This window comes from Kutzneria viridogrisea DSM 43870 (assembly GCF_000525635.1).
Lineage (GTDB): Bacteria > Actinomycetota > Actinomycetes > Mycobacteriales > Pseudonocardiaceae > Kutzneria > Kutzneria viridogrisea.
Window position 1 is genome coordinate 8,012,056 of the sequence record NZ_CP007155.1, and the last position, 23,476, is coordinate 8,035,531.

At 70.3% G+C, this 23,476-nt stretch carries 19 protein-coding genes; 5 read left to right on the forward strand and 14 right to left on the reverse strand.

Annotation, left to right across the window (positions count from 1 at the left end; all coding sequences use genetic code 11):
* Positions 1 to 15: 15 nt before the first annotated feature.
* From nadC to nadA, 3 genes are read right to left on the reverse strand one after another with little or no spacing between them, the layout of a single operon-like run.
* Positions 16 to 858 (reverse strand): carboxylating nicotinate-nucleotide diphosphorylase, encoded by an 843-nt coding sequence (gene nadC, locus KALB_RS34720; protein WP_025360278.1) that lies wholly within the window; start codon positions 856 to 858, stop codon positions 16 to 18.
* Positions 855 to 2,477, reverse strand: a complete 1,623-nt coding sequence (locus tag KALB_RS34725; RefSeq protein WP_042221107.1) for an L-aspartate oxidase — start codon at positions 2,475 to 2,477, stop codon at positions 855 to 857. Before KALB_RS34725 ends, nadC begins: the two co-directional genes overlap by 4 nt.
* A complete protein-coding gene (gene nadA, locus KALB_RS34730) occupies positions 2,474 to 3,490 on the reverse strand; it encodes a quinolinate synthase NadA (protein ID WP_025360280.1) in 1,017 nt (338 codons plus the stop codon). The genes KALB_RS34725 and nadA overlap by 4 nt, the downstream gene beginning before the upstream one ends.
* 51 nt (positions 3,491 to 3,541) lie before the next feature.
* Between nadA and KALB_RS34735 the strand changes: the two genes are divergently transcribed.
* On the forward strand, positions 3,542 to 4,240 hold the full coding sequence (locus tag KALB_RS34735; protein WP_081789676.1) for an NUDIX hydrolase: 699 nt from the start codon (positions 3,542 to 3,544) through the stop codon (positions 4,238 to 4,240).
* 22 nt (positions 4,241 to 4,262) lie between these two features.
* Positions 4,263 to 4,943 (forward strand): LON peptidase substrate-binding domain-containing protein, encoded by a 681-nt coding sequence (locus KALB_RS34740; RefSeq protein WP_025360282.1) that lies wholly within the window; start codon positions 4,263 to 4,265, stop codon positions 4,941 to 4,943.
* 205 nt (positions 4,944 to 5,148) lie between these two features.
* Here the strand turns inward: KALB_RS34740 and KALB_RS34745 are convergent, their stop codons facing one another.
* The 8 genes from KALB_RS34745 to KALB_RS34780 form a co-directional block, all read right to left on the reverse strand.
* Positions 5,149 to 5,688, reverse strand: a complete 540-nt coding sequence (locus KALB_RS34745) for a DUF2567 domain-containing protein (protein WP_081790017.1) — start codon at positions 5,686 to 5,688, stop codon at positions 5,149 to 5,151.
* Between the two features lie 88 nt (positions 5,689 to 5,776).
* Positions 5,777 to 5,980, reverse strand: coding sequence for a biotin synthase auxiliary protein BsaP (gene bsaP, locus KALB_RS34750; protein WP_025360284.1), 204 nt, complete (start codon positions 5,978 to 5,980; stop codon positions 5,777 to 5,779).
* 2 nt (positions 5,981 to 5,982) lie between these two features.
* Complete coding sequence (gene bioB / locus KALB_RS34755) at positions 5,983 to 7,008, reverse strand: biotin synthase BioB (RefSeq protein ID WP_025360285.1); 1,026 nt, start codon at positions 7,006 to 7,008, stop codon at positions 5,983 to 5,985.
* Positions 7,009 to 7,088: 80 nt separating this feature from the next.
* Positions 7,089 to 7,805 (reverse strand): dethiobiotin synthase, encoded by a 717-nt coding sequence (gene bioD / locus KALB_RS34760; protein WP_025360286.1) that lies wholly within the window; start codon positions 7,803 to 7,805, stop codon positions 7,089 to 7,091.
* Positions 7,806 to 7,987: 182 nt separating this feature from the next.
* Positions 7,988 to 9,556 carry an alpha/beta hydrolase gene (locus tag KALB_RS34765; protein WP_025360287.1) on the reverse strand — a complete coding sequence of 523 codons (1,569 nt, stop codon included), beginning with the start codon at positions 9,554 to 9,556 and terminating at the stop codon, positions 7,988 to 7,990.
* A 56-nt stretch (positions 9,557 to 9,612) separates the two neighbouring features.
* Entirely contained in the window at positions 9,613 to 10,881 is a 1,269-nt protein-coding gene (locus tag KALB_RS34770) for an adenosylmethionine--8-amino-7-oxononanoate transaminase (protein WP_025360288.1), read from the reverse strand.
* A complete protein-coding gene (locus KALB_RS34775) occupies positions 10,878 to 12,434 on the reverse strand; it encodes a S53 family peptidase (RefSeq protein WP_025360289.1) in 1,557 nt (518 codons plus the stop codon). Before KALB_RS34775 ends, KALB_RS34770 begins: the two co-directional genes overlap by 4 nt.
* Before the next feature lie 79 nt (positions 12,435 to 12,513).
* On the reverse strand, positions 12,514 to 13,725 hold the full coding sequence (locus KALB_RS34780; protein WP_025360290.1) for a cytochrome P450 family protein: 1,212 nt from the start codon (positions 13,723 to 13,725) through the stop codon (positions 12,514 to 12,516).
* A 322-nt stretch (positions 13,726 to 14,047) separates the two neighbouring features.
* Between KALB_RS34780 and KALB_RS34785 the strand changes: the two genes are divergently transcribed.
* On the forward strand, positions 14,048 to 15,262 hold the full coding sequence (locus KALB_RS34785) for a glycosyltransferase (protein ID WP_025360291.1): 1,215 nt from the start codon (positions 14,048 to 14,050) through the stop codon (positions 15,260 to 15,262).
* A gap of 243 nt (positions 15,263 to 15,505) precedes the next feature.
* Here the strand turns inward: KALB_RS34785 and KALB_RS34790 are convergent, their stop codons facing one another.
* A complete protein-coding gene (locus KALB_RS34790; RefSeq protein ID WP_025360292.1) occupies positions 15,506 to 15,937 on the reverse strand; it encodes a GNAT family N-acetyltransferase in 432 nt (143 codons plus the stop codon).
* A 446-nt stretch (positions 15,938 to 16,383) separates the two neighbouring features.
* Here KALB_RS34790 and dnaE point away from each other — a divergent pair, with 446 nt between their 5' ends.
* Entirely contained in the window at positions 16,384 to 19,938 is a 3,555-nt protein-coding gene (gene dnaE, locus KALB_RS34795; protein ID WP_025360293.1) for a DNA polymerase III subunit alpha, read from the forward strand.
* Positions 19,939 to 20,319: 381 nt separating this feature from the next.
* Here the strand turns inward: dnaE and KALB_RS46010 are convergent, their stop codons facing one another.
* The gene (locus KALB_RS46010; protein ID WP_081790018.1) at positions 20,320 to 20,574 is read right to left on the reverse strand and encodes a DUF397 domain-containing protein; all 255 of its coding nucleotides are present in this window, start codon (positions 20,572 to 20,574) and stop codon (positions 20,320 to 20,322) included.
* 266 nt (positions 20,575 to 20,840) lie between these two features.
* Between KALB_RS46010 and KALB_RS34800 the strand changes: the two genes are divergently transcribed.
* Positions 20,841 to 21,710 carry a helix-turn-helix domain-containing protein gene (locus KALB_RS34800; RefSeq protein ID WP_025360294.1) on the forward strand — a complete coding sequence of 290 codons (870 nt, stop codon included), beginning with the start codon at positions 20,841 to 20,843 and terminating at the stop codon, positions 21,708 to 21,710.
* 71 nt (positions 21,711 to 21,781) lie between these two features.
* Here KALB_RS34800 and KALB_RS34805 read toward each other — a convergent pair whose 3' ends face one another.
* Positions 21,782 to 23,455 carry a purine-cytosine permease family protein gene (locus KALB_RS34805; RefSeq protein ID WP_025360295.1) on the reverse strand — a complete coding sequence of 558 codons (1,674 nt, stop codon included), beginning with the start codon at positions 23,453 to 23,455 and terminating at the stop codon, positions 21,782 to 21,784.
* Positions 23,456 to 23,476 lie beyond the last annotated feature (21 nt).

A 23,476-nucleotide genomic window follows, 5' to 3' on the forward strand; every position in this document is an offset into this window, starting at 1 on the left:
CCCCTGGCGGTGACCTTACATGTCCAGGCCGAGGTCCAGGGCGGGTGAGGAGTGGGTGAGCCCGCCCACGGAGAGGTAGTCCACCCCGGTCTCGGCGTAGGCCCTGGCCACGTCCAGGGTCAGCCCGCCGGAGGCCTCCAGCTCGGTTGGCGTGCCCGCGGCACGGGTCCGGCGCACGGCCTCGGCGCACTGCTCGGGCGTGAAGTTGTCCAGCAGCACCAGTTCCGCGCGCTCGGCCAGCACCTCGTCCAGCTGCTCCAGGCTGTCCACCTCCACCTCACAGACCAGCTGCGGGGCGTGCGCGCGGGCCGCCTTCAACGCCGCGGTCACCGAACCGGCCGCCTGCACGTGGTTGTCCTTGATCAGGATCGCGTCGCCGAGCCCGAGCCGGTGGTTGACCCCGCCGCCGCAGCGCACCGCGTACTTCTGCAACAGTCGCAGTCCGGGCAGGGTCTTGCGGGAATCCCTGATGGCGCAACCGGTTCCGGCCACGGCGTCCACCCAGGCCGCGGTGGCCGTCGCCACGCCGGACAGGTGGCACAACAGGTTCAGCGCGGTGCGCTCGGCGGTCACCAGGCCGCGGACCTGCCCGCGCACCACCAGCGCCGGTTCGCCCGCGGCCAGCCGGGTTCCGTCCTCCACTGTGGACAGAACCTCGTAGTCGCCGAGCACCTTGTCCAGCACGGCCAGTGCCGCCGGTACGCCCGCGATGGTGCCGGGCCTGCGCGGGGTGAAGCTGGCCACGGCCACGGCGTCCGCGGGCACGGTGGCCGCCGTGGTGGCGTCCGGCCCGTAGCGCAGGTCCTCGGCCAGCGCGGTGTCGATCACCCGCTGGAGATCGTCCAGATCGATGGTCACGCCACGCCTCCCAGTACCGGTGTGTCGAACAGGAACGGCTGTCCCGCCACGTCCAGCCGCACGGAAACGCTGCGGCCCCAGGCGATGTCGTTGCGCTCCGGGTAGTCGGTGCGCACGTGGCAGCCGCGCGACTCGGTGCGGTGCGCGGCGACGGTCAGCAGGATGCCCGCGGCCATCGTCAGCGCCGCGTCCTCCACGGCCTGACGTGTCCTCAGTGGACGGACGACCGTGGCGTGGTCGATCAGCTGGGCGGCGGCGCCCAGCCCGTCCAGGTTGCGGCCGATCGCGGCGTGGCGGCTCATGGTGCGCTGCAACACGTCCCGCTCGGCCACCGGGGCCGCCAGCGGGGGCAGCGACTCGGCCAGCGCCGGATCCCCCAGCAGGCCCGAGGCCAGGTCGGCGGCGACCGCGCGGGCGGCCCGCGCCCCGACGACCAGGCCCTCCAGCAAACTGTTGGAGGCCAACCGGTTCGCCCCGTGCAGGCCGGTGCGGGCGACCTCACCGGCGGCGTACAGGCCCGTCACCTGGGTACGGCCGTCCACAGTGGACACTACGCCACCACAGGAGAAGTGGGCGGCCGGGGCCACCGGGATCGGGTCCACGGCGGGGTCGACGCCCACCGCGGCGCAGGCGGCGTGCACGGTCGGGAACCGCTTGCGGAACGCCTCGCCGTCCAGGTGCGTGGCGTCCAGGAACACGTGGTCGGTGCCGGTCTCGACCATGCGGCGGGTGATCGCCGCGGAGACCACGTCGCGCGGGGCGAGGTCGGCCAGCGGGTGCACGCCGAGCATGACCCGCTCACCGAAGGCGTCGACCAGGATCGCGCCCTCCCCGCGCACGGCCTCGGTCACCAGCGGGCAGCGGCCCCGCGCCTCGGCCCCGGTGTAGAGCACGGTCGGGTGGAACTGCACGAACTCCAGGTCGCTGACCACGGCACCGGCCCGCAGCGCGAGCGCCAGCCCGTCGGCCGTGGCCACCTCGGGGTTCGAGGTGGCCTGGTACATCTGGCCCATGCCGCCGGTGGCCAGCAGCACTGCGGGCGCGCGCAGCACACCCGGCACGCCCCGGCCGTCCAGCACCAGCAGCCCGGACACCTCGCCGTGCGGAGTGCGCAACGCCTCCACCGCGATGTGGTTGTCCAGCATGGTGATCCGGTTGTCCTTGGCGGCGGCGAGCAGGGCCCGCTCCACCTCGGCCCCGGTGGCGTCCCCGCCCGCGTGCACCACGCGGAACGCGCTGTGCCCGCCCTCACGGGTGCGCGCGAGCCTGCCGTTCGAGCCCGCGTCGAACACCGCGCCGAAGCGCCGCAGCCTGGTCACCGCGGCCGGGCCGTCGGCCAGGATCGCGGCGACGGCCGCCTCCTCGCACAGGCCCGCACCGGCGGTCAGCGTGTCCTGCACGTGGTGGCGCACCGTGTCGCCCTCGTCGTGCTCCCCGGGCAGCACCACGGCCACCCCGCCCTGCGCCCAGCGGGTGTTGCCGTCCACGGCGGTGGCCTTGGTGACCACCAGCACGCGCAGGCCCAGCGCGTGCGCGTCGACCGCCGCGGTCAGCCCGGCCACCCCGGTGCCGACCACCACCAGGTCGGCCTCGGCCTCCCAGCGCGGTTCGATTCTCATTCGGCACCGCCGGGCTGGCCGATCTCGATCATCCGCTGCACCGACTTGCGGGCGCGGGCGGCCGTGTCGGCGTCCACGTGCACCTCGTCGGCGTTCTCCCGCAGCGAGCGCAGCAGGGCCGCGGGCGTGATCATCTTCATGTACCGGCACGAGGCCCGGTCGTTGACCGGCTGGAAGTCGATCTCCGGCGCGGCCCTGCGCAGCTGGTGCAGCATGCCGACCTCGGTGGCCACCAGCACCTGGCGCGCGTTGGTGTCCCGCGCCGCGGTGAGCATGTCCCCGGTGGACAGGATCTTGACCTTCTCCGCGGGCAGCGCGCCCTCACCGGCCAGGTAGAGCGCCGAGGTGGCGCAGCCGCACTCGGGGTGGATGAACAGGTCCGCGTCCGGGTTGGCCTTCGCCTTGCCCGCCAGTTCCGGCCCGTTGATGCCCGCGTGCACGTGGCACTCCCCGGCCCACACGTGCAGGTTGTCCCGGCCGGTCTTGCGGCGCACGTGCGCGCCGAGGAACTGGTCCGGGCAGAAGAGCACCTCGCGGTCGGCCGGGATCGAGGCCACCACGTCCACGGCGTTGGAGGAGGTGCAGCAGATGTCGGTCTCCGCCTTCACCTCGGCGGTGGTGTTGACGTAGGACACCACGACGGCGCCCGGGTGCTCGGCCTTCCACTCGCGCAGCTGGGCGCCGGTGATCGAGTCGGCCAGCGAGCAGCCCGCGCGGGCGTCCGGGATGAGCACGGTCTTGTCCGGACTGAGGATCTTCGCCGTCTCGGCCATGAAGTGCACGCCGCAGAACACGATCGTCGAGGCCTGCGACTGCGCCGCGATCCGGCTCAGCGCGAGGGAGTCACCGGTGTGGTGGGCGATGTCCTGGATCTCCGGCAGCTGGTAGTTGTGCGCGAGGATCACCGCGTCGCGTTTGGCCGCGAGCGCGAGGACCTCCTCCCGCCAGTCCGCGTCGGGCTGCACGCCGGTGTAGCCGAACTCGGTCCGCTCCACAGTGGCAGTAGCGGCCATCTCGTCCTCCTCCGTTGCGGATCCCCAGGTTTTCGCCTTAGGATCGAAAACATGCAGGATCCTAGCAGCCGTCCGGGGTTAACAGGCAATGAAGTTCTGGCCGCGGTACTCCAGGTGAGAGACGGATCACTGCAGGTCCTGCTGTGGCAGCGCGCTCAGGAGCCGCACGCTCACCGCTGGTCACTACCGGGTGGACGGCTGTGCGACACCGAGGACGTGGAGACCTCAATCCGCCGTCAGCTGGCGGAGAAGGTGGACGTGCGCAAGCTGGCCCACGTGGAACAACTGGCGGTGTTCAGCGCGCCCGACCGGGTGCCCGGACCGCGGGTGGTGGCCAGCGCCTTCCTCGGGCTGATCCCCTGCGACGTGGACCCGGAGGTGCCCGCCGACACCGCCTGGTACCCGGTGGACGAGCTGCCCGCCACGGCCTTCGACCACGAGGCGATCGTGCAGCGGGCACGCGGGCGGCTGCGCGCCAAGCTGTCCTACACGAACCTGGGCTTCGCGCTGGCCCCGCCGGAGTTCACGATCTCCGCGCTGCGCGAGCTGTACTCCGCGGCCCTGGGCTACGGGGTCGCGGCGACCAACCTGCAACGCGTGCTGTCCAGACGAGGATTGCTGGAACCAACTGGGCACACTGCTCCACCTGGCCCAGCGGGCGGCCGCCCAGCTGCGCTGTTCCGGTTCACCGGGCACGGAATGCTGGTCACCGACCCCTTCGCGGTGCTGCGACCACCAAGCACGGCCTGAGTTGGCCCCGTACCGTGAACGGGTGGCCGACACGCTGCCGATCTTCCCGCTGGGCACGGTGCTGTTGCCGGGTGCCTCGCTGCCCCTGCACATCTTCGAGCCGCGCTACCGCCAGCTGACCGTGGACCTGGTCACCGGCGCGATCAGCGGGCGGGCCTTCGGCGTGGTCGCCATCCGGCAGGGCTGGATGACCGACGTGGAGGAGTTCGCCCAGGTGCAGCACATCGGCTGCTCGGCGAGCCTGCGCCAGGTCAAGCGGCTGTCCGACGGCCGGTTCGACATCGTCACCCGGGGTGAGCAGCGGTTCCGCCTGCTGGCGCTGGACTCCAGCAGCGCGCCGTACCTGATGGGCAAGGTCGAGTGGGTGCCCGACAGCGAGCCGTCCGGGGCCAGCGTGCAGGCCGTGCCCGCGCTGACCGAGGCGGCGCGGGCCGCGCACCGCAGGTACTGCTCCGCGGCCTGGCGCCAGGAGGACTGGACCGAGCCCGAGGCGGAGGCCGACGCCAAGTCGCTGGCGCACCTGATCGCAGCGGACTGCCTGCTCAGCATGGAGGACCGCCAGCAGTTGTTGGAGGAGGTCAACCCGCTGCGGCGGCTGCGCATGGTGCGCCGGGTGCTCAACCGCGAGACCGGCATCCTCAAGGCGCTGCGGGCCATCCCCGCCGCCCTGCCCGAGTTCACGACCAAGCCCAACTACAACTGAGCTCGAACCCGCGCGTGTCGGACACTCAGGCACCGCGTGTCGGCGCTTCCGGAACCGCGTGTCGGACGTTCCGGTACGGTGTGTTCGCGCTTCCGGTATGCAGTCCCACCTGCTGGGAAATCGCGCGCAAACCCCCAACACACCGCACGGCAAGCGCCGACACACCGCACGCGAAGCGCCGACACGCGCGGGTTTCCGGACCCGGTCAGCCGAGGCGGCGGCCCAGGTCGTCCATGCCGTTCCAGGCGGCCAGCGTGCCGTAGGCCAGGGCCACGGCCAGCGGCTGGGCCAGCACCACCCAGCCCGACTCGAGCACCGGCGCGAGGTCGATCACCGAGCCGTTCGCCGGGGCCCCGGTCAGCGCGAAGCGGGCGCCCGCCCAGGACACGCCCACGCGCATCGCCAGCCAGGCGGCCAGCGCCGAACCCAGCACCGCGGCGAACAGCACCACCGGCCCACGCCGCTCGCGCAACAGCCACACGGCGCCGCCGACGACCAAGCCGGCCCCGAGCCCGAGCAGCACGAAGATGACCAGGTCGTCGAACCGGTGGTAGCTCTCGTCCAGCAGCGGGAGCTGATCGGTGCCGCTGACCAGCACGCGCTGGCCGGGCGCGAGCACCGACCACAGCCAGCCCACCGGCAACCCGACCAGCGCCACGAAGGACAGCACGCTCAGCGCGGGCAGCAGGTCCCTGCGCACGACCACGCGGGGCCGGGGCGGGGTGAGCGGGGGCAGCAACGCCATGATCGCGGGCGGCACGTCCTGCTCGACGGCAGGCGGGATCCGGACCGGTGTCGCGCGGTCCCCGCTGGGTTCAGCCACCTGCCAGACCCTAGCCCACGGCCGGTGCCGAGGTGTGCTCCCCGTGCCTGCTGCACCGCGCGGACCACCCGCTCGGAGTCACCTGCACGACCATGCGCCGCCCGCAGGCCCCGCAGTGCCGCGGCGGGTCGATCATCGCGAGCCGGCCCGCGCAGTACCCGTGATCGCCCTCGGCGCCCGGTTTGCCGCACCAGCAGCAGAATTCGGTGTCCACGGCTACAGGGTCTCGTTCAGCGCCTTGATCGGCATCTGCAACTCGTCGAGCATCTCCAGGTCCTGCGCCGCGGGCCGGCCCAGGTTGGTCAGGTAGTTGCCGACGATGATCGCGTTGATGCCGCCCAGCATGCCCTGCTTGGCGCCCAGGTCGCCGAAGGTCAGCTCGCGGCCGCCCGCGAAGCGCAGGATCGTGCGCGGCAGGGCCAGCCGGAACGCGGCGACCGTGCGCAGGGCCTCGGTGCCCTCCACCACGGGGAAGTTCTCGTACGGGGTACCCGGGTTGGGGATCAGGAAGTTCAGCGGAACCTCGTCGGGCTCCAGCGCGGCCAGCTGCACGGCGAACTCCGCGCGCTGCTCCAGGGACTCGCCCATGCCGATGATGCCGCCGCAGCAGACCTCCATGCCCGCCTCGCGCACCATGCGCAGGGTGTCCCAGCGCTCCTCCCAGGAGTGCGTGGTGACCACGTTCGGGAAGTGCGAGCGGGCGGTCTCCAGGTTGTGGTTGTACCGGTGCACGCCCATCGCGGTCAGCTCGTCGACCTGCTCCTGCGTGAGCATGCCCAGCGAGCAGGCGATCTGGATGTCGTTGCCGTCCTCGCGGATGGCCTTGATGCCGTCGCGGACCTGGGACAGCAGCCGGGCGTCCGGGCCGCGCACGGCGGCCACGATGCAGAACTCGGTGGCTCCGGTCTCGGCGGTCTGCCGCGCGGCGCGCACCAGGCCGGGGATGTCCAGCCAGGCCGAGCGCACCGGGGAGGGGAAGCGGCCGGACTGCGAGCAGAAGTGGCAGTCCTCCGGGCAGCCGCCGGTCTTCAGGCTGACGATGCCCTCGACCTCGACCTCGGGCCCGCACCAGCGCATGCGCACCTGGTGGGCCAGCTCCAGCATCTCCGGGATCCGGTCGTCGGGCAACCGCAGCACCTGGAGCACCTGCTCCTCGGACAGCCCCTCACCACGCTCCAGGACCTGCTCGCGGGCAACGGCCAGTACGTCGGTGTCCACGGCCTGGTCGGGCACTGCGGTCATACGAGCCACTCCTCACTCGGTGCTACGTGCGGGCAAGTCTGCCTCACCGCAACGCTGAGTGCTGCGTCACGAGGCCCAGGTCACGCCGTGTACTGCTCGGCGAACAGGTCGGGGTCGAAGGTTCCGCCCAGCCACGGGGACATCGCCGTGCGCGCGACCTCCAGGAACTCGCTGGGGTCCAGCAGGCCCGCTCCCTCGGGCAGGGCGCCCAGCAGTGGGCCGCCCGCGACCTCCGGCAGGTCGACCAGGTTGCAGCGGCACGCCAGGTCCGGCTCGCCCGGCCAGCTGCCGATCACCACGCCCGCGCACTCCACGCCGCGGCGCAGCAGCACCTCGGCGGTCAGCGCGGTCGTGTTCAGCGTGCCCAGGCCCGCGTCGGCCACGATCAGCACCAGCGCGTTGAGCGCCCAGGCCACGTCGGCCAGCGTGGCGCCCGCGTCGTCGAAGCGCACCAGCAGTCCGCCCGCGCCCTCGACCAGCACCAGGTCGTGGTCCTCGGCCAGCGCCGCCACCTCGGCCGCGATCTCCGCGGGGTGCAGCTGGGGCAGTCCCGCTCTGGTCGCGGCCGTGTCCGGGGCCAGCGGGTCCGGGTAGCGGCGCAGCTCACGGGTGGTGATCTTGCCTGCCAGCCGGGCCACCTCGTCCAGGTCACCGGGCTCCTGCGGGCCGACCCCGGTCTGCGCGGGCTTGACCACGGCGACGCGCTGGCCGCTGTCCACCGCCAGTGCCGCCGCGGCAGCGGTGACCATGGTCTTGCCGACCCCGGTGCCCGTGCCGGTGATCACGAGGATGTTCACGACCAGTCAGGTTACGACAGGCGCACCCGCCGGTGGCCCGCAACGATGCCCATGTGATGACAACGGGACCACCGGGTCATCCGTTCTGGTGGGCGGCCTCACCCACACGGCCCAACGGTCGTGTCATGAAAGTGCCGTTCGAGACACTAGATGTCTCGAACGGCACTTTCATGACAGTGGGGCTAGCTCGGTACCGCTGAGGTCTTGGCCGTCAGCGAGGCGGCGGGCGGGGTCGGGGCCGGGGGCACGGGCTGCGGCAGCGGCGCGCACTCCAGGTCGGCGGTCCGCCCGTGCTTGCGGGCGGGCAGCGCACCGGTGGCCAGGTAGTCGGCGATCCGGTTGTCCACGCAGGCGTTGCCGCGCGGGGTGATGGCGTGGCTGGTGCCACCCGGCTCGGCGATCAGCACGGCGCCGGGGAACCGGCTGCGCACCTCGAGGCTGCCCTCGTACGGGGTGGCGGCGTCCAGGGTCTCGTCGATCATCAGCACGTTGGCGACCTTGCCGCCATCGACCTGGACCGGCTTGCCCGGCTTGGCGGGCCAGTACACGCAGGGCGCGTTGTACCAGGCGTTCTGCCAGGTGAAGTACGGGCCCTGTAGGAAGGTCCGCCAGTTGTCGAGCCGCCACTGGTTCCAGCTGGTGGGCCACTGCACGTCGGTGCACTGCACGGCCAGGTACACGGCGTAGCCGTTGTCGTCCCCGCGCCCGCCGAAGGCCTCGAACAGGGTCTTCAGGGTCTGCCAGTCCCCCTTGTTGACGAACTTCGAGAACGCGTCGCCCAGGGTCAGCCAGCGCAGCTGGTAGTAGGAGGCCTGCTGGAACACGTCGATGAACTCGTCCGGGCCGACGTAGCCGCCCGCGGGCTGGAAGGACAGCTTGAGCAACTGCTCGTCGAAGACGTGCTTGACCGCGGCCTGGGTCCTGCCCAGGTGGTACACGTCGTCGTGCTGCGCGACCCAGCCGAACCAGGTGTTGAGGTTCTTGTCGAAGGCGATGTCCTGGTTCAGGTTGGCCTGGTACCACACGTTGCGCGGGTCCACAGTGGAGTCGAGCACCATGCGCCGCACGTTCTGCGGGAACAGGGTGCCGTACACCTGGCCCAGGTAGGTGCCGTAGGAGTACCCGTAGAAGTTGAGCTGCTTGGCACCCAGCGCGCGCCGGATGCTGTCCATGTCCTTGACGGTGTCGGTGGTCTTCATGTTGTTCAGCAGGTCGGCCGGGTTCTTCGCGGCGCAGTCCTGCGCGTACTTCTTCGACCGGTCCAGCCAGGTCTGCTCGATCTGGTGGGTCAGCGGCAGGTAGTTGGGCCGGTTGTAGTCCATGTAGTTGGCGTCGCAGGTCAGCGCGGGCACGCTGGCGCCGACACCGCGCGGGTCGAAGCCGATCCAGTCGTAGGCGTCACCGGCGTGGTTGGGCACCCGGTTGCCGCGCGCGGCAAGCAGCAGACCGGAACCACCGGGACCGCCGGGGTTGGTCAGCATGACGCCCTGGTACTTGTCCTCGGTCGTCTTGTGCTTGACCCGGCTGACGGCCAGCTGGATCTGTTTGCCGTTCGGGTGCGAGTAGTCCACGGGAACGGACAACATGCCGCACTCCGCACCGGCCGCGGCCAGTGTCGGGTCGGTGCACGCGGCCCAGCTGATCGTGCTCGGCGCGGGCGCCGGTGCGGCCAGTGCGGACGGTGCCGCGACGACCACGGTCGCGGCGGACACGGCCGCCACGACGAGGCTTCTCACAGGTCTCCCCTTCATGCGGGGAACGTAAGCGAGCGAACTTCGCCTGACAACACGACTTTCGGACCGTTTGCCTAGGAATTTCGCGCTGCTGAAACGATTGCGGCGCACACGGTAGCCAGGTCGTCATCCCCGGTGACGTAGGCGGGCATGGTGTAGATCAGGTCGTTGAACGGCCGCAGCCACACGCCCTCGGCGACCGCGGCGCGGGTGGCGGCGGCCATGTCCACCGGATGGTCCAGTTGCACGACACCGATCGCGCCGAGCACCCGCACATCGGCCACACCGGACAGTTCGCGGGCCGGGGCCAGCCCCGCGGACAGACCGGCCTCGATCCGCTTGACCTCCGCACGCCAGTCCTGGCCCAGCAGCACGTCCAGCGAGGCGTTGGCCACCGCGGCGGCCAACGGGTTGCCCATGAACGTGGGGCCGTGCGCCAGCACCGGGACCTGCCCGCGCGAGATGCCCTCGGCGACGCGTTCGGTACACAGGGCGGCGGCCATGGTCAGGTAGCCACCGGTGATCGCCTTGCCAACGCACATGACGTCGGGGCTGATGCCCGCGTGGTCGGCGGCGAACAGCTCGCCCGTGCGGCCGAACCCGGTGGCGATCTCGTCGAAGACCAGCAGCACGTCGTTGGCGAGCGTGACCTCGCGCAGCACGTGCAGGTAGCGCGGGTCGTGGAAGCGCATGCCGCCCGCGTTCTGCACCACCGGCTCGACGATCACCGCGGCGAGTTCCTCGGCGTGCTGCTCCACGGTGTCCACCAGGTGCTGCACGTAGCGCGCGTCCAGCTCCGCGGGCGGGGCGTCGGCGAAGACCTGCTCCGGCAGCACCCCGCGCCACAGCGAGTGCATGCCGCCGTCCGGGTCGCACACGCTCATCGGGTGGAAGGTGTCCCCGTGGTAGCCGCCGCGCCAGGTCATCAGGCGGCGCTTGCCGGTGCGGCCGAGGGACTGCCAGTACTGCAGGCACATCTTGATCGCGACCTCGACCGAGACCGAGCCGGAGTCGGCCAGGAACACGTGCTTGAGCGGTTCCGGGGTGATCTCCACCAGGCGGGCCGCCAGCCGGACCGCGGGCTCGTGGGTCAGCCCGCCGAACATCACGTGGCTCATCCGGTCCACCTGGGCGTGCGCGGCGGCGTCGAGCACCGGGTGCCGGTAGCCGTGGATGGCCGACCACCACGAGGACATGCCGTCGACCAGTTCGCGGCCGTCGGCCAGCCGCAGCCGCACCCCCCGCGCCGACTCGACCACCAGCGGGTCGATCCGGCCGGGCATCGGGCCGTACGGGTGCCAGACGTGCGCGCGGTCCAGGGCGAGCAGTTCCTCCGGTGTCACGGCTGGGAGGCTAGCCGCTGGCGGATCACCTCCAGCAGGGCGGCGCCGTCCGGCGAGCCGAGCCCGGTGCACGGGTCCCAGCCGGGCGCGGCCGGGAAGCCCTGGTTGTCCCCGCTGGTGACGTCGCGGAACCCGGGCGCGGCCGAACCCGGTTTGGCGCCCGCGTACAGGATCGGCTGCACCAGGCCGAGCCCGCGGCCCAGCAGCTGCGCGATCCTGGCCACCAGCGCCGCCCAGAGCGGGGCCACCGCGCTCGTGCCGCCGGAGGCGTACCGCTTGCCGTTGACCAGGATCTGGTAGCCGGTGGCGGGATCGGCCACGGCGCACACGTCGGGCACCCCGCGCCCGGACAGCGCCACGCCCGCGGCCTTCTGGTAGTCCGGCAGGCCGAACGCGGTGCTGACCCCGCCGCCGGTGGCCGTCTTGCCGGTGCCGTTGTTCCAGGTCGTCTCGGAGCTGATCACCCCGCTGTCCGGGTCGGCGACCAGGGTCGTGCCGCCGCAGGCGAGCACGTGCGGGCTGGACGCCGGGAAGTCGCAGTGCCGCTTGCCATCCCGCTCACCGTCGCCCGCGCCGTAGTCCCCGCTGGCCGCGCAGACCGTCACGCCCAGCGCCGCGGCGTCGGCGAACACCGCGTCCATGGCGGCACGGGACTGCTGGGTCCAGTTGTCCTCCGAGGAACCCCAGCTGATGCTCAGCGCGGCCGGGGTGGGCGTGGCGTGCACGGCGGCGCTGACCGCGTCCAGGAAGCCCTTGTCCGTGTTGGGCGCGAAGTAGACGACCACGGCCGCGCCGGGCGCGAGGCCGCCGATGACCTCGATGTCCAGCGCCACCTCCATGTCCTCGCCGCTGGCGGTCGGGGACGGGGCGTTGCTCGCGCCGTCCACGCCGACGGCCGTGACCGAGGGCGCCCGCACGCCGAGCGAGCTGAAGTACTGGGTCAGGTCCTGGTCGGAGTAGCCGCCACCGAGTTCGAGGATCGCCACGGTCTGGCCCGTGCCGTCGGAGCCCCCGGGAAAACCGTAGATCTTGCCCAGTTGCGGCACGGTGTACGCCTTGGGCTTCGTGGCGGTGGCGGTGTCCGCGGCGCGCGGCACGCTGGCCTGCGGGCGGTCGTCCAAGCCGATCACGGCCTGCACCACGCCGTCCAGCTCGGCGGGCACCCCGAGTTCGCCCTCGCGGTGCCGGTGCCGCACCCCGCCGCTGCTGACCAGGTCCAGCCGCACGCCGAACACCGCCTGCACGGCCGACACCGGGCCGCGCACCTCGACCCGGCGGGATCCCAGGTGCACCTCGGTGACCTCGATCCCGTACCGGGACAGCACCCCGCGTACCAGGTCCACATCGGACGGATCCGCGCCGTAGCGCTCGGTCAGCTCGGACTGGTCGATCACTCGCGGGCCCAGCACCAACTCGGTCGGCAACTGCGCCCTGCGCCGCAGCACGACTGTGGCCGCCACCTCGGTCGTCGGGTCCAGCTCGCCGGCCGGGGTCAGGTCGGTGACGGCCGCTCGCACACTGCCGGGCAGGGCCACCCTCGTTGGCTCGGTCATACCTCGATGATCCCCCGCAAGACCGACCGGGTCACCCGACACCGCCCAGGTGGACGATGCCGGGTGTGGGCCATCCGGGTCAGAGCACGACGGGCAGCTCCTCCAAGCCGTGCATGAGGATGCTGTTGCGCCAGCGCAGTTCCGGCACGGGCACCGCGAGCTTCATGTCCGGGAAGCGGTCGAGCAGCCCGGTGAAGGCGATCTCGGCCTCCAGCCTGGCCAGCGGGGCGCCCAGGCAGTAGTGGATGCCGTGGCCGAAGCCGAGGTGCCCGCCGACGGGCCGGGTGATGTCCAGCTGGTCGGCATGCTCGAACCGGTCACCGTCGCGGTTGGCCGACCCCAGGCCGACCAGCACGACCTGTCCGGCGGGAATGGTCACCCCGTCCAGCTCCACCGGCTCGGTGGTGAACCGGAAGGTGGACATGTTCACCGGGCTGTCGAAGCGCAGGAACTCGTCCACGGCGGTGGGCATCAGCGAGCGGTCGGCCCGCAGCGCGGCCAACTGCTCGGGGTTGTTCAGCAGGGCGAGGGTGCCGTTGCCGATCAGGTTCACGGTGGTCTCGTGCCCGGCCACCAGCAGCAGGAAGGCCATGGACACCAACTCGACCGGGCTGAGCCGGTCGCTGTCGTCGGTGGCCTGTACCAGGGCGGTGAGCATGTCGTCGGCGGGGTTGGCCCGCTTGTCGGCGATGAGCCTGCCCAGGTAGGCGACCATGGCCTCACCGGCGTGCTGGACCTCCTCGGGCGTGCCGTTGCCGACCAGCGAGTTCGACCACTGGCGGAAGTCCTCGCGCTCGTCGTCGGGCACGCCAAGCAGCTCGCTGATCACGGTGATCGGCAGCGGGAAGGCGAAGGCGTCCAACAGGTCCACGCGCTGGCCCGGGGACACCGCGTCCAGCAGCTCGTTGGTGATGGTCTCCACCCGGGGCCGCATCTGCTCGATGCGCCGGGCGGTGAACGCCTTGGTCACCAGCCTGCGCAGCCGGGAGTGGTCGGCGCCGTCGCTGTTGAGCATGTGCTGGGAGAGCTCGACCGCGAACTCGCGGCGGTTCTCCTGGTCGACCAGGTTGGCCTCCATCACCTCCCGCAGCTTGGCCGAGTCCTTGAGCACGGTCGGGTCGGCGAGCATCGCCCGCGCGTCCTCGTACCGGCTGACCACCCACATGCGCAGGTTGTTCGGCGAGATGACCTCGTGCGCGGGCGCGTCCTGGCGCAGCCGGGCCTGCAGGGTGTGCGGGTCCTGCATGAACTCGGGGGTGAAGAGCTCCTGGTGGGAGTCTGTGCTCTGCATGGTGGGTACCCCTCCTCGTCTGGCGTGAACGGGATCATCGCATCGTGGGTAAACCCCGTTTACCCCGCCCTGTTCAGCCAACGCCGCTACCCCGCCGAGCGTGCCGACTTGTGACGCAGCACACAAAACCGCTGCCCGAAGGGACCGGCACCGATCTTGTGGGCACGCGGTCCGGGAATCGACACCGCCGCGAACGACCAACCCGGAAGCACCGAGCCTTCCTCCCACTTCAACTTATAGCGGAGTGGGGGGCTTGCGGCAAGGCCCCGGTACTGGCCCAGAATTCCGGGCGTTACCGGGGCAATTGCGGAGGAGAATTTCGATGCGTGCGTTGCTGTCGACAATCGGGTCGCGTGGCGATGTCCAGCCGGTGGTGGCGCTGGCGGTGCGGTTGACGGCCCTGGGACAGGAAGTCCGCGTGTGCGCGCCCCCTGACTTCCGCGACTGGGTCGAGGGCCTGGGCATCCCGTTCACGCCCGTCGGACCCGAGCTGTCCTCGACCGGGAAAACCAGCCCGTCAGCCGTCCCGCCCACGCCCGAACAGCGAGGTCAGCTGGTGGCGGCCTCGGTCGCCGCCCAGTTCGAGGCGGTCACCGAGGCAGCAGCGGGCTGTGACGTCATCGTGGCGGGCGGATACCTGATGATCGCCGCTCGCACGGTGGCCGAGCAAATGGGAATTCGCTATGTCATGGCCAGCTACTGCCCGACAGCGCTGCCTTCTCCGCACCATGCGCCGCCCGTATATCCGATGCTGGGAGAAAAACCGGCGGACGGGTCGATCGACAACCGCACGCTCTGGGCTCGGGACGCACAACGCTGGAACAACACCTGGGGCGCCCTGCTCAATTCGCACCGGTCCGCCGCGGGCCTGGCACCGGTCACCGACGTGCGGAGCTACCTGTTCACCGACAAGCCCTGGCTGGCCGCCGACCCCACGCTGGGGCCCTGGCCCGAGCCCGAGGCCCAGGACGTCGTCCAGACGGGCGCCTGGATCCTGCCGGACGAGCGTCCGCTGTCCCCGGAACTGGAGGCCTTCCTCGATGCGGGCGAACCACCCGTCTACTTCGGCTTCGGCAGCATCCGCGCGCCGCAGGACCTCAGCAGGAACATGATCCAGGCGGCCCGCGCGCTCGGCCGCCGCGCGATCGTGTTGCGCGGGTGGGCCGAACTGGCGCTGCTGGACGACCAGCCCGACTGCCTGTCCATCGGGGAGGTCAACCAGCAGGCGCTGTTCCAGCGGGTCGCGGCCGTCGTGCACCACGGCGGCGCGGGCACCACGACCGCGGCCGCGCGGGCCGGAGCGCCCCAGGTGGTCATCCCCCAGCACGTCGACCAGCCCTACTGGGCGCGACGAGTCCACGAACTCGGGATCGGTACCGCGCACGCGCCCGGCGCGCCGACCGCCGACTCACTGACCGAGGCGCTCAGCCACGCCCTGCGGCCGGACGTGGCGGCCAAGGCCGAACTCCTCGCCGGAGAAGTGCGCCCCGATGGCGCGGACCTCGCCGCTCAGTTGCTGATCGCCGCAGACTCGTAGATCTCGCGTTTGCCCCTGGCAGCGGGCAGAAGTGCGCCACACTCAGCACGTGGGCCGCATGGCACTCAACTCCGTGATGCCACCGTGCAGGCGCACTTCTTCCCGTGCGCCCAACGTCTGTCCACAAAGGACAGAATGCACCACTTCGTTTCCACACAACAGGAAGTCGTGCACAACCTGCTGGCACTGCGCGCACCACCTGCCCCGGCGTGGTCCAGCCCTGAACACGCCACGCGGGCAGGTTCAGTCCAGCACCAGGGCCATGCCGATCGATCCGGGGGCGGTCTCGGCGAAGCCGTGCCTGCCGTACAGGCGCCTGCCCGGCGGGTCGGCGAGGAGGTTGACGTACGCCCCCGCGGGCGCCTTCTCGCGAATTGTCGCCAGCAGGAACTTGAGCACCGCATCGCCCAGTCCCCGACGCTGGTGGTCGGGCAGCACCGCCATGTCGACGACGTGGAAGTACCAGCCGCCGTCACCGAGCACCCGCCCCATCGCGACGGTCGCGCCGGTTTCCCCGTCCACCACGTGACACGCCGCCCAACTGCCCGGCAGCGCCGCGGTGGCCTGCTCCTCGGTACGGGGTGTCAGCCCGGAGCGTTCCCGCAGTGCGAGGTAGTCCCGCACACCGGGCGCCTCGGCCACCAACCGGTACCGCGATGCCAGTTCGCCAGTCACCCGGCCATCCTCGCACCCCGCACAAAATGGGCAGCGAAATCGCAGAATTCGACGGATTCGCGCCGACAAAAAAGATATGAGGTGGACCAGATCCCGCATTGCCGCGGTTCAGCGGCGCCACCGGATCAACAGGGCCAGCCGCCCTGGCCCCAGGTGACCTCGGTGACACCGAGGGGCTCGTGTCCGGGGCAGGCGTGCGGCTCGCCGGGCTCGTCAACGCCGCCACACCAGCGACGAACGGCAGCCCGGACCTCAGGTCGTGCGGCCACGGCGACGCGGCCCGACATGTCCGGACCCCAGCCGGGTCGGCGGTGCCCGTTCCAGCGGAGCCGGTCGCCTCGGTGAGCCTGCCAGTCGGGGGTTTCCAACAGGGCTAGGCTTGCCCCCAGCCCCGTCGCCCCAGCACGCACGAGCGGCTGCTCGCCGCACCCTTGGGAGGTCACTCCGTGTCCGATCCGTCCTTCGTCCACCTGCACGTGCACACCGAGTACTCGATGCTCGACGGTGCGGCGAAGATCGCCCCCCTGTTCAAGGAAGCGGACAGGCTCGGCATGACGGCTGTCGGCATGACCGACCACGGCAACATGTACGGGGCCGACCAGTTCTACCAGGAAGCGAAGAAGGCCGGGATCAAGCCGATCATCGGCATCGAGGCGTATATCGCACCGGCCTCGCGCTACGAAAAGAAGAAAATCTTCTGGGGCGAACCGCACCAGAAATCGGATGACGTGTCGGGTTCCGGCTCGTACACCCACATGACCATGCTCGCCGCCAGCGCGACGGGCCTGCGCAACCTTTTCGCGCTGTCCAGCCGCGCCTCCATCGAGGGCCAGTTGGGCAAGTGGCCGCGAATGGACCGGGAACTCATCGCCGAGCACGCCGAGGGAATCATCGCCACCACCGGCTGCCCCTCCGGTGAGGTGCAGACCCGCCTCCGGCTGGGGCACGAGAAGGAGGCGCTGGAGGCCGCTGCCGCCTGGCAGGACATCTTCGGCAAGGAGAACTTCTTCCTCGAGTTGATGGACCACGGCCTGAGCATCGAGACCCGGGTGCGCGAGGGCTTGCTCGACATCAGCCGCAAGCTCGGCATTCCGCCGCTGGCGACCAACGACTCCCACTACGTCACCAAGGACCAGTCGCAGAACCACGAAGCCCTGCTGTGCATCCAGACCGGCAAGACCCTCAGCGACCCGACGCGCTTCAAGTTCGACGGCGACGGCTACTACCTGAAGTCCGCCGCGGAGATGCGTGAGCTGTGGAAGGAAATCCCCGAGGCGTGCGACTCCTCGCTCCTGATCGCCGAACGGGTCGAGTCCTACGATGACGTGTGGGCGCACCACGACCGCATGCCGATCTTCCCCGTGCCCGAGGGCGAGACGCAGGAGACCTGGTTCCGCAAGGAGGTCATGACCGGGCTGCACCGGCGGTTCCCCGACGGTATTCCGGACGGGTACGTCGAGCGGGCCGAGTTCGAGATGGACGTCATCCTCCAGAAGGGCTTTCCCGCCTACTTCCTCGTCGTCGGTGACCTGATCCGCTACGCCAAGGAGGTCGGCATCCGGGTGGGCCCCGGCCGTGGCTCCGCGGCAGGCGCGCTGGTCGCCTACTCCCTGGGGATCACCAACATCGACCCGATCCCGCACGGCCTGCTGTTCGAGCGGTTCCTCAACCCCGAGCGCACCGCCATGCCCGACATCGACATCGACTTCGACGACCGCAGGCGCGGCGAGATGATCCGCTACGCCACCGAGAAGTACGGTCACGACCGGGTCGCCCAGGTCATCACCTTCGGCACAATCAAGACCAAGGCCGCCATCAAGGACGCCGCGCGCGTGTTGTACGGGCAGCCGGGATTCGCCATCGCGGACCGGATCTCCAAGGCGCTGCCCCCGCCGATCATGGCCAAGGACATCCCGCTGTCGGGCATCAAGGACCCGCAGCACGAGCGTTACGGCGAAGCCGCCGAGGTCCGCGCCCTGATCGAGACCGACAACGAGGTCGGCACGATCTACGAGACCGCGCGTGGCCTGGAGGGCCTGATCCGCAACGCGGGCGTGCACGCCTGCGCGGTCATCATGTCCCGCGACCCGTTGCAGGAAGCGATCCCGCTGTGGAAGCGGCCCCAGGACGGCTCGATCATCACCGGCTGGGACTACCCGTCCTGTGAAGCGCTCGGCCTGCTGAAGATGGACTTCCTCGGGCTGCGCAACCTGACGGTCATGGGTGACGCCATCGACAACGTCAAGGCCAACCGCGACCGGGACATCGATCTGGACAAGCTCCAGCTCGACGACAAGGCCACCTACGAACTCCTCTCCCGCGGCGACACCCTCGGCGTGTTCCAGCTCGATGGTGGCCCGATGCGCGACCTGCTCCGCAGGATGCAGCCCACCAGCTTCGAGGACATCGTCGCCGTCGGTGCGCTGTACCGGCCCGGCCCGATGGGCATGAACGCCCACAACGACTACGCCGACCGCAAGAACGGGCGGCAGAAGATCAAGCCGATCCACCCCGAGCTCGAGGAACCGCTCAAGGAGATCCTGGCCGAGACCTACGGCCTGATCGTCTACCAAGAGCAGATCATGTTCATCGCCCGGAAGGTCGCCAGCTACTCCATGGGACGCGCGGACGTCCTGCGCAAGGCGATGGGCAAGAAGAAGCAGGAAGTCCTGGAGAAGGAGTTCGAGGGCTTCCACGCCGGGATGAAGGGCAACGGCTTCTCCGACGAGGCGATCCAGGCGCTCTGGGACACGATCCTGCCGTTCGCCGGCTACGCGTTCAACAAGTCGCACGCGGCGGCGTACGGGTTGATCTCGTACTGGACGGCCTACCTCAAGGCCAACTACCGCCCCGAGTACATGGCCGCACTGCTCACCTCGGTCGGTGACAACAAGGACAAGTCGGCCGTCTACCTGTCCGAGTGCCGACGGCTGGGTGTCAAGGTGCTGCCGCCGGACGTCAACGAGTCCGTGCAGCGTTTCAGCGCAGTCGGCGAGGACGTCCGCTTCGGTCTGGGCGCCATCCGCAACGTGGGCGCCAACGTGGTCGAGTCGATCATCAAGACCCGTCAGGACAAGGGGAACTACGCTTCCTTCAACGACTTCCTGGACAAGTCGGACCTGACGGCCTGCAACAAGCGAGTCATCGAGTCGCTGGTCAAGGCGGGGGCCTTCGACTCCCTCAACCACACGCGGCTCTCGCTGGTCCAGATCCACGAGGAAGCCGTGGACGCGGTGGTTCCGCTCAAGCGGCACGAGGCCATGGGGCAGTTCGACCTGTTCGGCAGTGATGACGAAGGCGCCGCCGACGACAGCACCTCGCCGCTGGCGCACCTGAAGCTCACCGAGGACGAGTGGCCCCGCAAGCAACTGCTCAGCTTCGAGCGGGAGATGCTCGGGCTGTACGTCTCCGCGCACCCGCTCGACGGCGCGGAACGCATCCTGCGCAAGAACGCGCCGCAGTCCATCGCCGAGCTGATCGACTCGCCGCCGAAGGAGGGGGAGGTCATCCTCGCCGGGATGATCGCCTCGATGGAGCGGCGGGTGAACAAGAAGGGTGAGTCCTGGGCCATCGTCACCCTGGAGGACCTTGACGCCTCGGTCGAGGTCCTGTTCTTCCCGAAGTCCTACCAGGTGTTCTCGCACGAACTGATCGAGGACGCGGCCATCCTGGTCAAGGGCCGGATCAACTTCCGCGAGGACAAGATGGCCATCTTCGGCGGCGACGTCGCCCCGCTCGACCTCACCGACATCGAGCACGACACCGGCGCCCCGCTTCCGCTGGTCCTGGTTCTCAACGCGGAACGGGTCACCTCGGACGTGGTGGACGACCTCAAGGCCGCGCTGAAGGGGCACACCGGCAACACCCCGGTGCACCTCAAGGTCGTCATGGGCCGACGCCAGACGATCATGGAAGTGCCGTCCACCATCCAGGTCTCCCCGTCCCCCGCCTTCTTCGGGGAGATCAAGGCGCTCAACGGAATCGCCGTGGACGCGTCGTGATCGGCCCACGGGAAGCCGACCTCGCCAGGTCGCCGGAACTCCTGCGTCATCGCTGACTTGGTGTGGGAGGGCGGGAGAGCTCCGCGCTCGCCCTCCCCCTCCCACACCGGATGACGAGCAGCCGCAGCCGTACGTGAGCCTCGAGTCTCAGAAGAACCACGTCTCGCTCTACCTGATGGGCGGCTACGCGGGCCGCGAGGAGCAGTTCCGACAGCGCTGGGCGGCCACCGGCACGAAGCTGGACATGGGTCGCAGCCGCGTGCGCTTGGCGAGGACTGGAAGACCTCGCGCTGGACGTGCTCGCGGAGGAGATCGCCGGCTGGCCGGTGGCCGCGTTCCTCACGGCCTGTCACGCCGCGCGCGGGAAGTAGCGCGAACCGCTCAGAAATCGAGCATTCTGCCCGAACACAAACCGTCAACAAAGGCTTTCCAGGCACGGGGCTCGAACGCCAGCAGGCCGCCTTCGCGGTGTTTGGAATCGCGCACGTGCACGCAGGAGTCACGCCGGGCGACTTCCACACAGGAGTTGGGGTTCGTGCTGCTCAGCGAACTCTTGCGCCAGGCGGGTCCGGCCGCGTCGAGTTCAGCGCTCGCGGCAGAACAGGCCTGGACAACGTTTTCGGGGACATCAACCACGGAAACCACACTATCCACGGTTCCCCGCGATGTTCTACCGCCGAGTGAGGGAGCACATCTGCACCCGACCGTAGTCAAAAACCGTCAACGTCAATAACAGAAGGCCCGAACGGGTTCGCCCCGGAATACCTGGCCTCGAACAGAGCAGCACCCCGTGCCCGTTCGCTTGGCCCGAACCGCCACGAGCACCCCCGTGCGCCAGGTAGCATGGTGACACTGTTCGATCTGCCATATAGCAGATCGCCGTCGCAGGGGGGAGGTGCGCGATGACCAAGGACGTGTCCCCGGTCGTCCTGCAACGCAGGCTGCGCACCGAGCTGCGGCGGTCCCGCCAGCAGGCCGGGCAGACCCTCAAGGAGGTCGCCGAGGCGCTGGACTGGTCACTGTCCAAGGTCATCCGCATCGAGACCGGGGCCGTGGGCATCTCCACCACCGACCTGAAGGCCCTGCTGGGCCAGCTGGGCGTCACCGACGCCGAGCGGGTGCGGGAACTGGTCGGCGCCGCCAAGGCCAGCCAGCGCCAGGAGTGGTGGAGCGCCTACCGGGGCGTGCTGGACCAGCAGTTCCTGACCTACCTCGGCTACGAGGACGCCGCCTCGCGCATCCGGGTCTGCCAGGGTCTGCAACTGCCCGGGCTGCTCCAGACCGAGGACTACGCGCGGGCCGTCATCCGGCTGTACACCTCGGACCCCGAACTGGTGGAGCTGGGCGTCCAGGTGCGGATGCGCCGCCAGCAACTGTGGGAGCGGGCCACGCCACCCGAGACGGTGTTCGCCCTGGACGAGGCGGTGCTGCGGCGCTGGGTCGGCGGCCCCGAGGTGACCAGGGCCCAGTTGTACCGGCTGCTGGAGCTGGACGCGCGGGACAACGTCAGCCTGCGGGTGTTGCCGTTCAGCCTCGGCGCGCACCCCGGGCTGCGCGGCTCCTTCACGATCATGGAGTTCCCCGACGAGGAGCAGGACTTCGCGGTGCTGCTCGAACAGCCCGGCGGGGACGTGCTGATCCGGGAGAACCCCGAGGAGACCAGCACGTACGTGGAGACCTTCGCGGAACTGGAGGCGCTGGCCCACCCGCCGGGCAGCGGCCTGACCGAGGTGATCGAGCGGGTGCTCGCGGAGTTGCCGAGCACCGGATGAGACCAGCTGGCGGGGGTGATGCGGGCCGTTCGAGGACTGGCGAGGTCCTCGAACGGCCCGCGTAAAACGACTCACTCCGGTCGGGGGCGCAGGGTCAGCGACACGGGCCCGGCGCCCGGCCGCTGGCAGGCCTGCCCACAGGCGGTTTCCAAGGTGCAGCACAGGGAACAGGCCGCGCCGCCGTGGTGTGCGCAGTCCACGAGGTCGGGCAGTTCGTAGTCCACCTCGCACACGGTGCAGGTGTGCGTGGCGGTCAGGTCGGTGGCCCCGGAGTCCGGCCCGGACACCAGGTTGGGGCGCGCCAGGTAGTAGCGCCCGCCGGTGAGCTTGGCGGTCAGCGGCACCAGGACCACCGCCAGCAACAGCGCGAGGAACGGGCTCCACGCGGCCAGGACCGGCCCGAACGCGCCGAAGTAGGCCACCACCGACACCACCGAGGCCACCACCATGGAGCCGAAGCCGACCGGGTTGACCGCGTACAGGTAGGCGCGCTTGAACTCCACGTACGGCGGGCTCAGGCCCAGCGGCTTGCAGATCACCAGGTCCGCGACGACCGCGCCGATCCAGGCGATGGCCACGTTGGAGTAGAAGCCCAGGATGTCGTTGAGGAAGGCGAAGGCGCCCAACTCCATCAGCACCAACGCGATGCCGCAGTTGACCAGCACGTACCAGGCCCGGCCCGGGTGGCGGTGCAGCACGCGGGAGAAGAAGTTGGCGAAGGACAGCGACCCGGAGTAGGCATTCGTCGTGTTGATCTTGATCTGGGAGATCACGACGAACAGCGCCGCGATCGGCAGGGCAAGGCCGCCGAACACCGGGCGCACCGCCGCCACGTAGGGCGCGATCGGTTCCAGTGCGGCGGCGTGTCCGATCACGCCCAGCGCGCAGAAGGCCAGGAACGCGCCGCCGATCTGCTTGAGCGCACCCAGCACCACCCAGCCGGGACCGGCCGCGATCACCGCGGCCCACCAGGATCTGCGGTTGGCAGCGGTCTTCTCCGGCATGAAGCGCAGGTAGTCCGCCTGCTCGCCGATCTGCCCGATCAGCGACAGGGCCACGCCCGCCCCCAGGCCCACCCCGGTCAGCGACAGGCCGGAGCCCGCGCCCTGCGTGCCGCCGAAGGAGGCGAACTCCGCGAAGCGCTCCGGGTGCGTGGCCAGCACGACCACGAAGGGCAGCACCAGGCCCACCAGCCACACCGGCTGGGTCCACAGCTGCACCTTGGCCAGCGCCCGCATCCCGTACAGCACGAACGGCAACACGATCAGGGTCGTCAGCAGGTAGCCCAGCGCCAGCGGCAGCCCGAACGCCAACTGGAACGCCTGGGCCATGATCGAGCCCTCCAGGGCGAAGAAGATCACCGTGAAGCTGGCGTAGATCAGCGAGGTGAGCGTCGACCCGAAGTAGCCGAAACCGGCGCCCCGGGTGAGCAGGTCCATGTCCACCCCGTAGCGCGCGCAGGCCGCCGCGATCGGGATGCCGGTCAGGAAGATCACCAGCGCGGCGATGCCGATGGCCAGCACCGCCGAGGAGAAGCCGTGCACCAGCACGATGCTGGCGCCGATCGCGAAGTCCGCGAGGTAGGCGATGCCGCCCAGCGCCGTCGTGGCCACCGCGAACGGGGACCACCTGCGGAACGAGGAGGCCGCGTAGCGCAGGGAGTAGTCCTCGCTGTCCTCGTCCGCGGCGAGCTTTGCGTAGCGGCGCTTGGGGCCGGTGCTGGTTCTCTCGGCGAGTTCGGTCACGGTTGCCTCCCGGTGGCACGG

Bases quoted from the DNA above. Each gene is read 5' to 3' on its own strand.
- KALB_RS34725 (WP_042221107.1), bottom strand. From the start codon at position 2,477: ATGAGAATCGAACCGCGCTGGGAGGCCGAGGCCGACCTGGTGGTGGTC.
- nadA (WP_025360280.1), bottom strand. From the start codon at position 3,490: ATGGCCGCTACTGCCACTGTGGAGCGGACCGAGTTCGGCTACACCGGC.
- KALB_RS34735 (WP_081789676.1), top strand. From the start codon at position 3,542: ATGCAGGATCCTAGCAGCCGTCCGGGGTTAACAGGCAATGAAGTTCTG.
- KALB_RS34745 (WP_081790017.1), bottom strand. From the start codon at position 5,688: ATGGCGTTGCTGCCCCCGCTCACCCCGCCCCGGCCCCGCGTGGTCGTG.
- bioB (WP_025360285.1), bottom strand. From the start codon at position 7,008: ATGACCGCAGTGCCCGACCAGGCCGTGGACACCGACGTACTGGCCGTT.
- KALB_RS34765 (WP_025360287.1), bottom strand. From the start codon at position 9,556: ATGAAGGGGAGACCTGTGAGAAGCCTCGTCGTGGCGGCCGTGTCCGCC.
- KALB_RS34775 (WP_025360289.1), bottom strand. From the start codon at position 12,434: ATGACCGAGCCAACGAGGGTGGCCCTGCCCGGCAGTGTGCGAGCGGCC.
- KALB_RS34780 (WP_025360290.1), bottom strand. From the start codon at position 13,725: ATGCAGAGCACAGACTCCCACCAGGAGCTCTTCACCCCCGAGTTCATG.
- KALB_RS34785 (WP_025360291.1), top strand. From the start codon at position 14,048: ATGCGTGCGTTGCTGTCGACAATCGGGTCGCGTGGCGATGTCCAGCCG.
- KALB_RS34800 (WP_025360294.1), top strand. From the start codon at position 20,841: ATGACCAAGGACGTGTCCCCGGTCGTCCTGCAACGCAGGCTGCGCACC.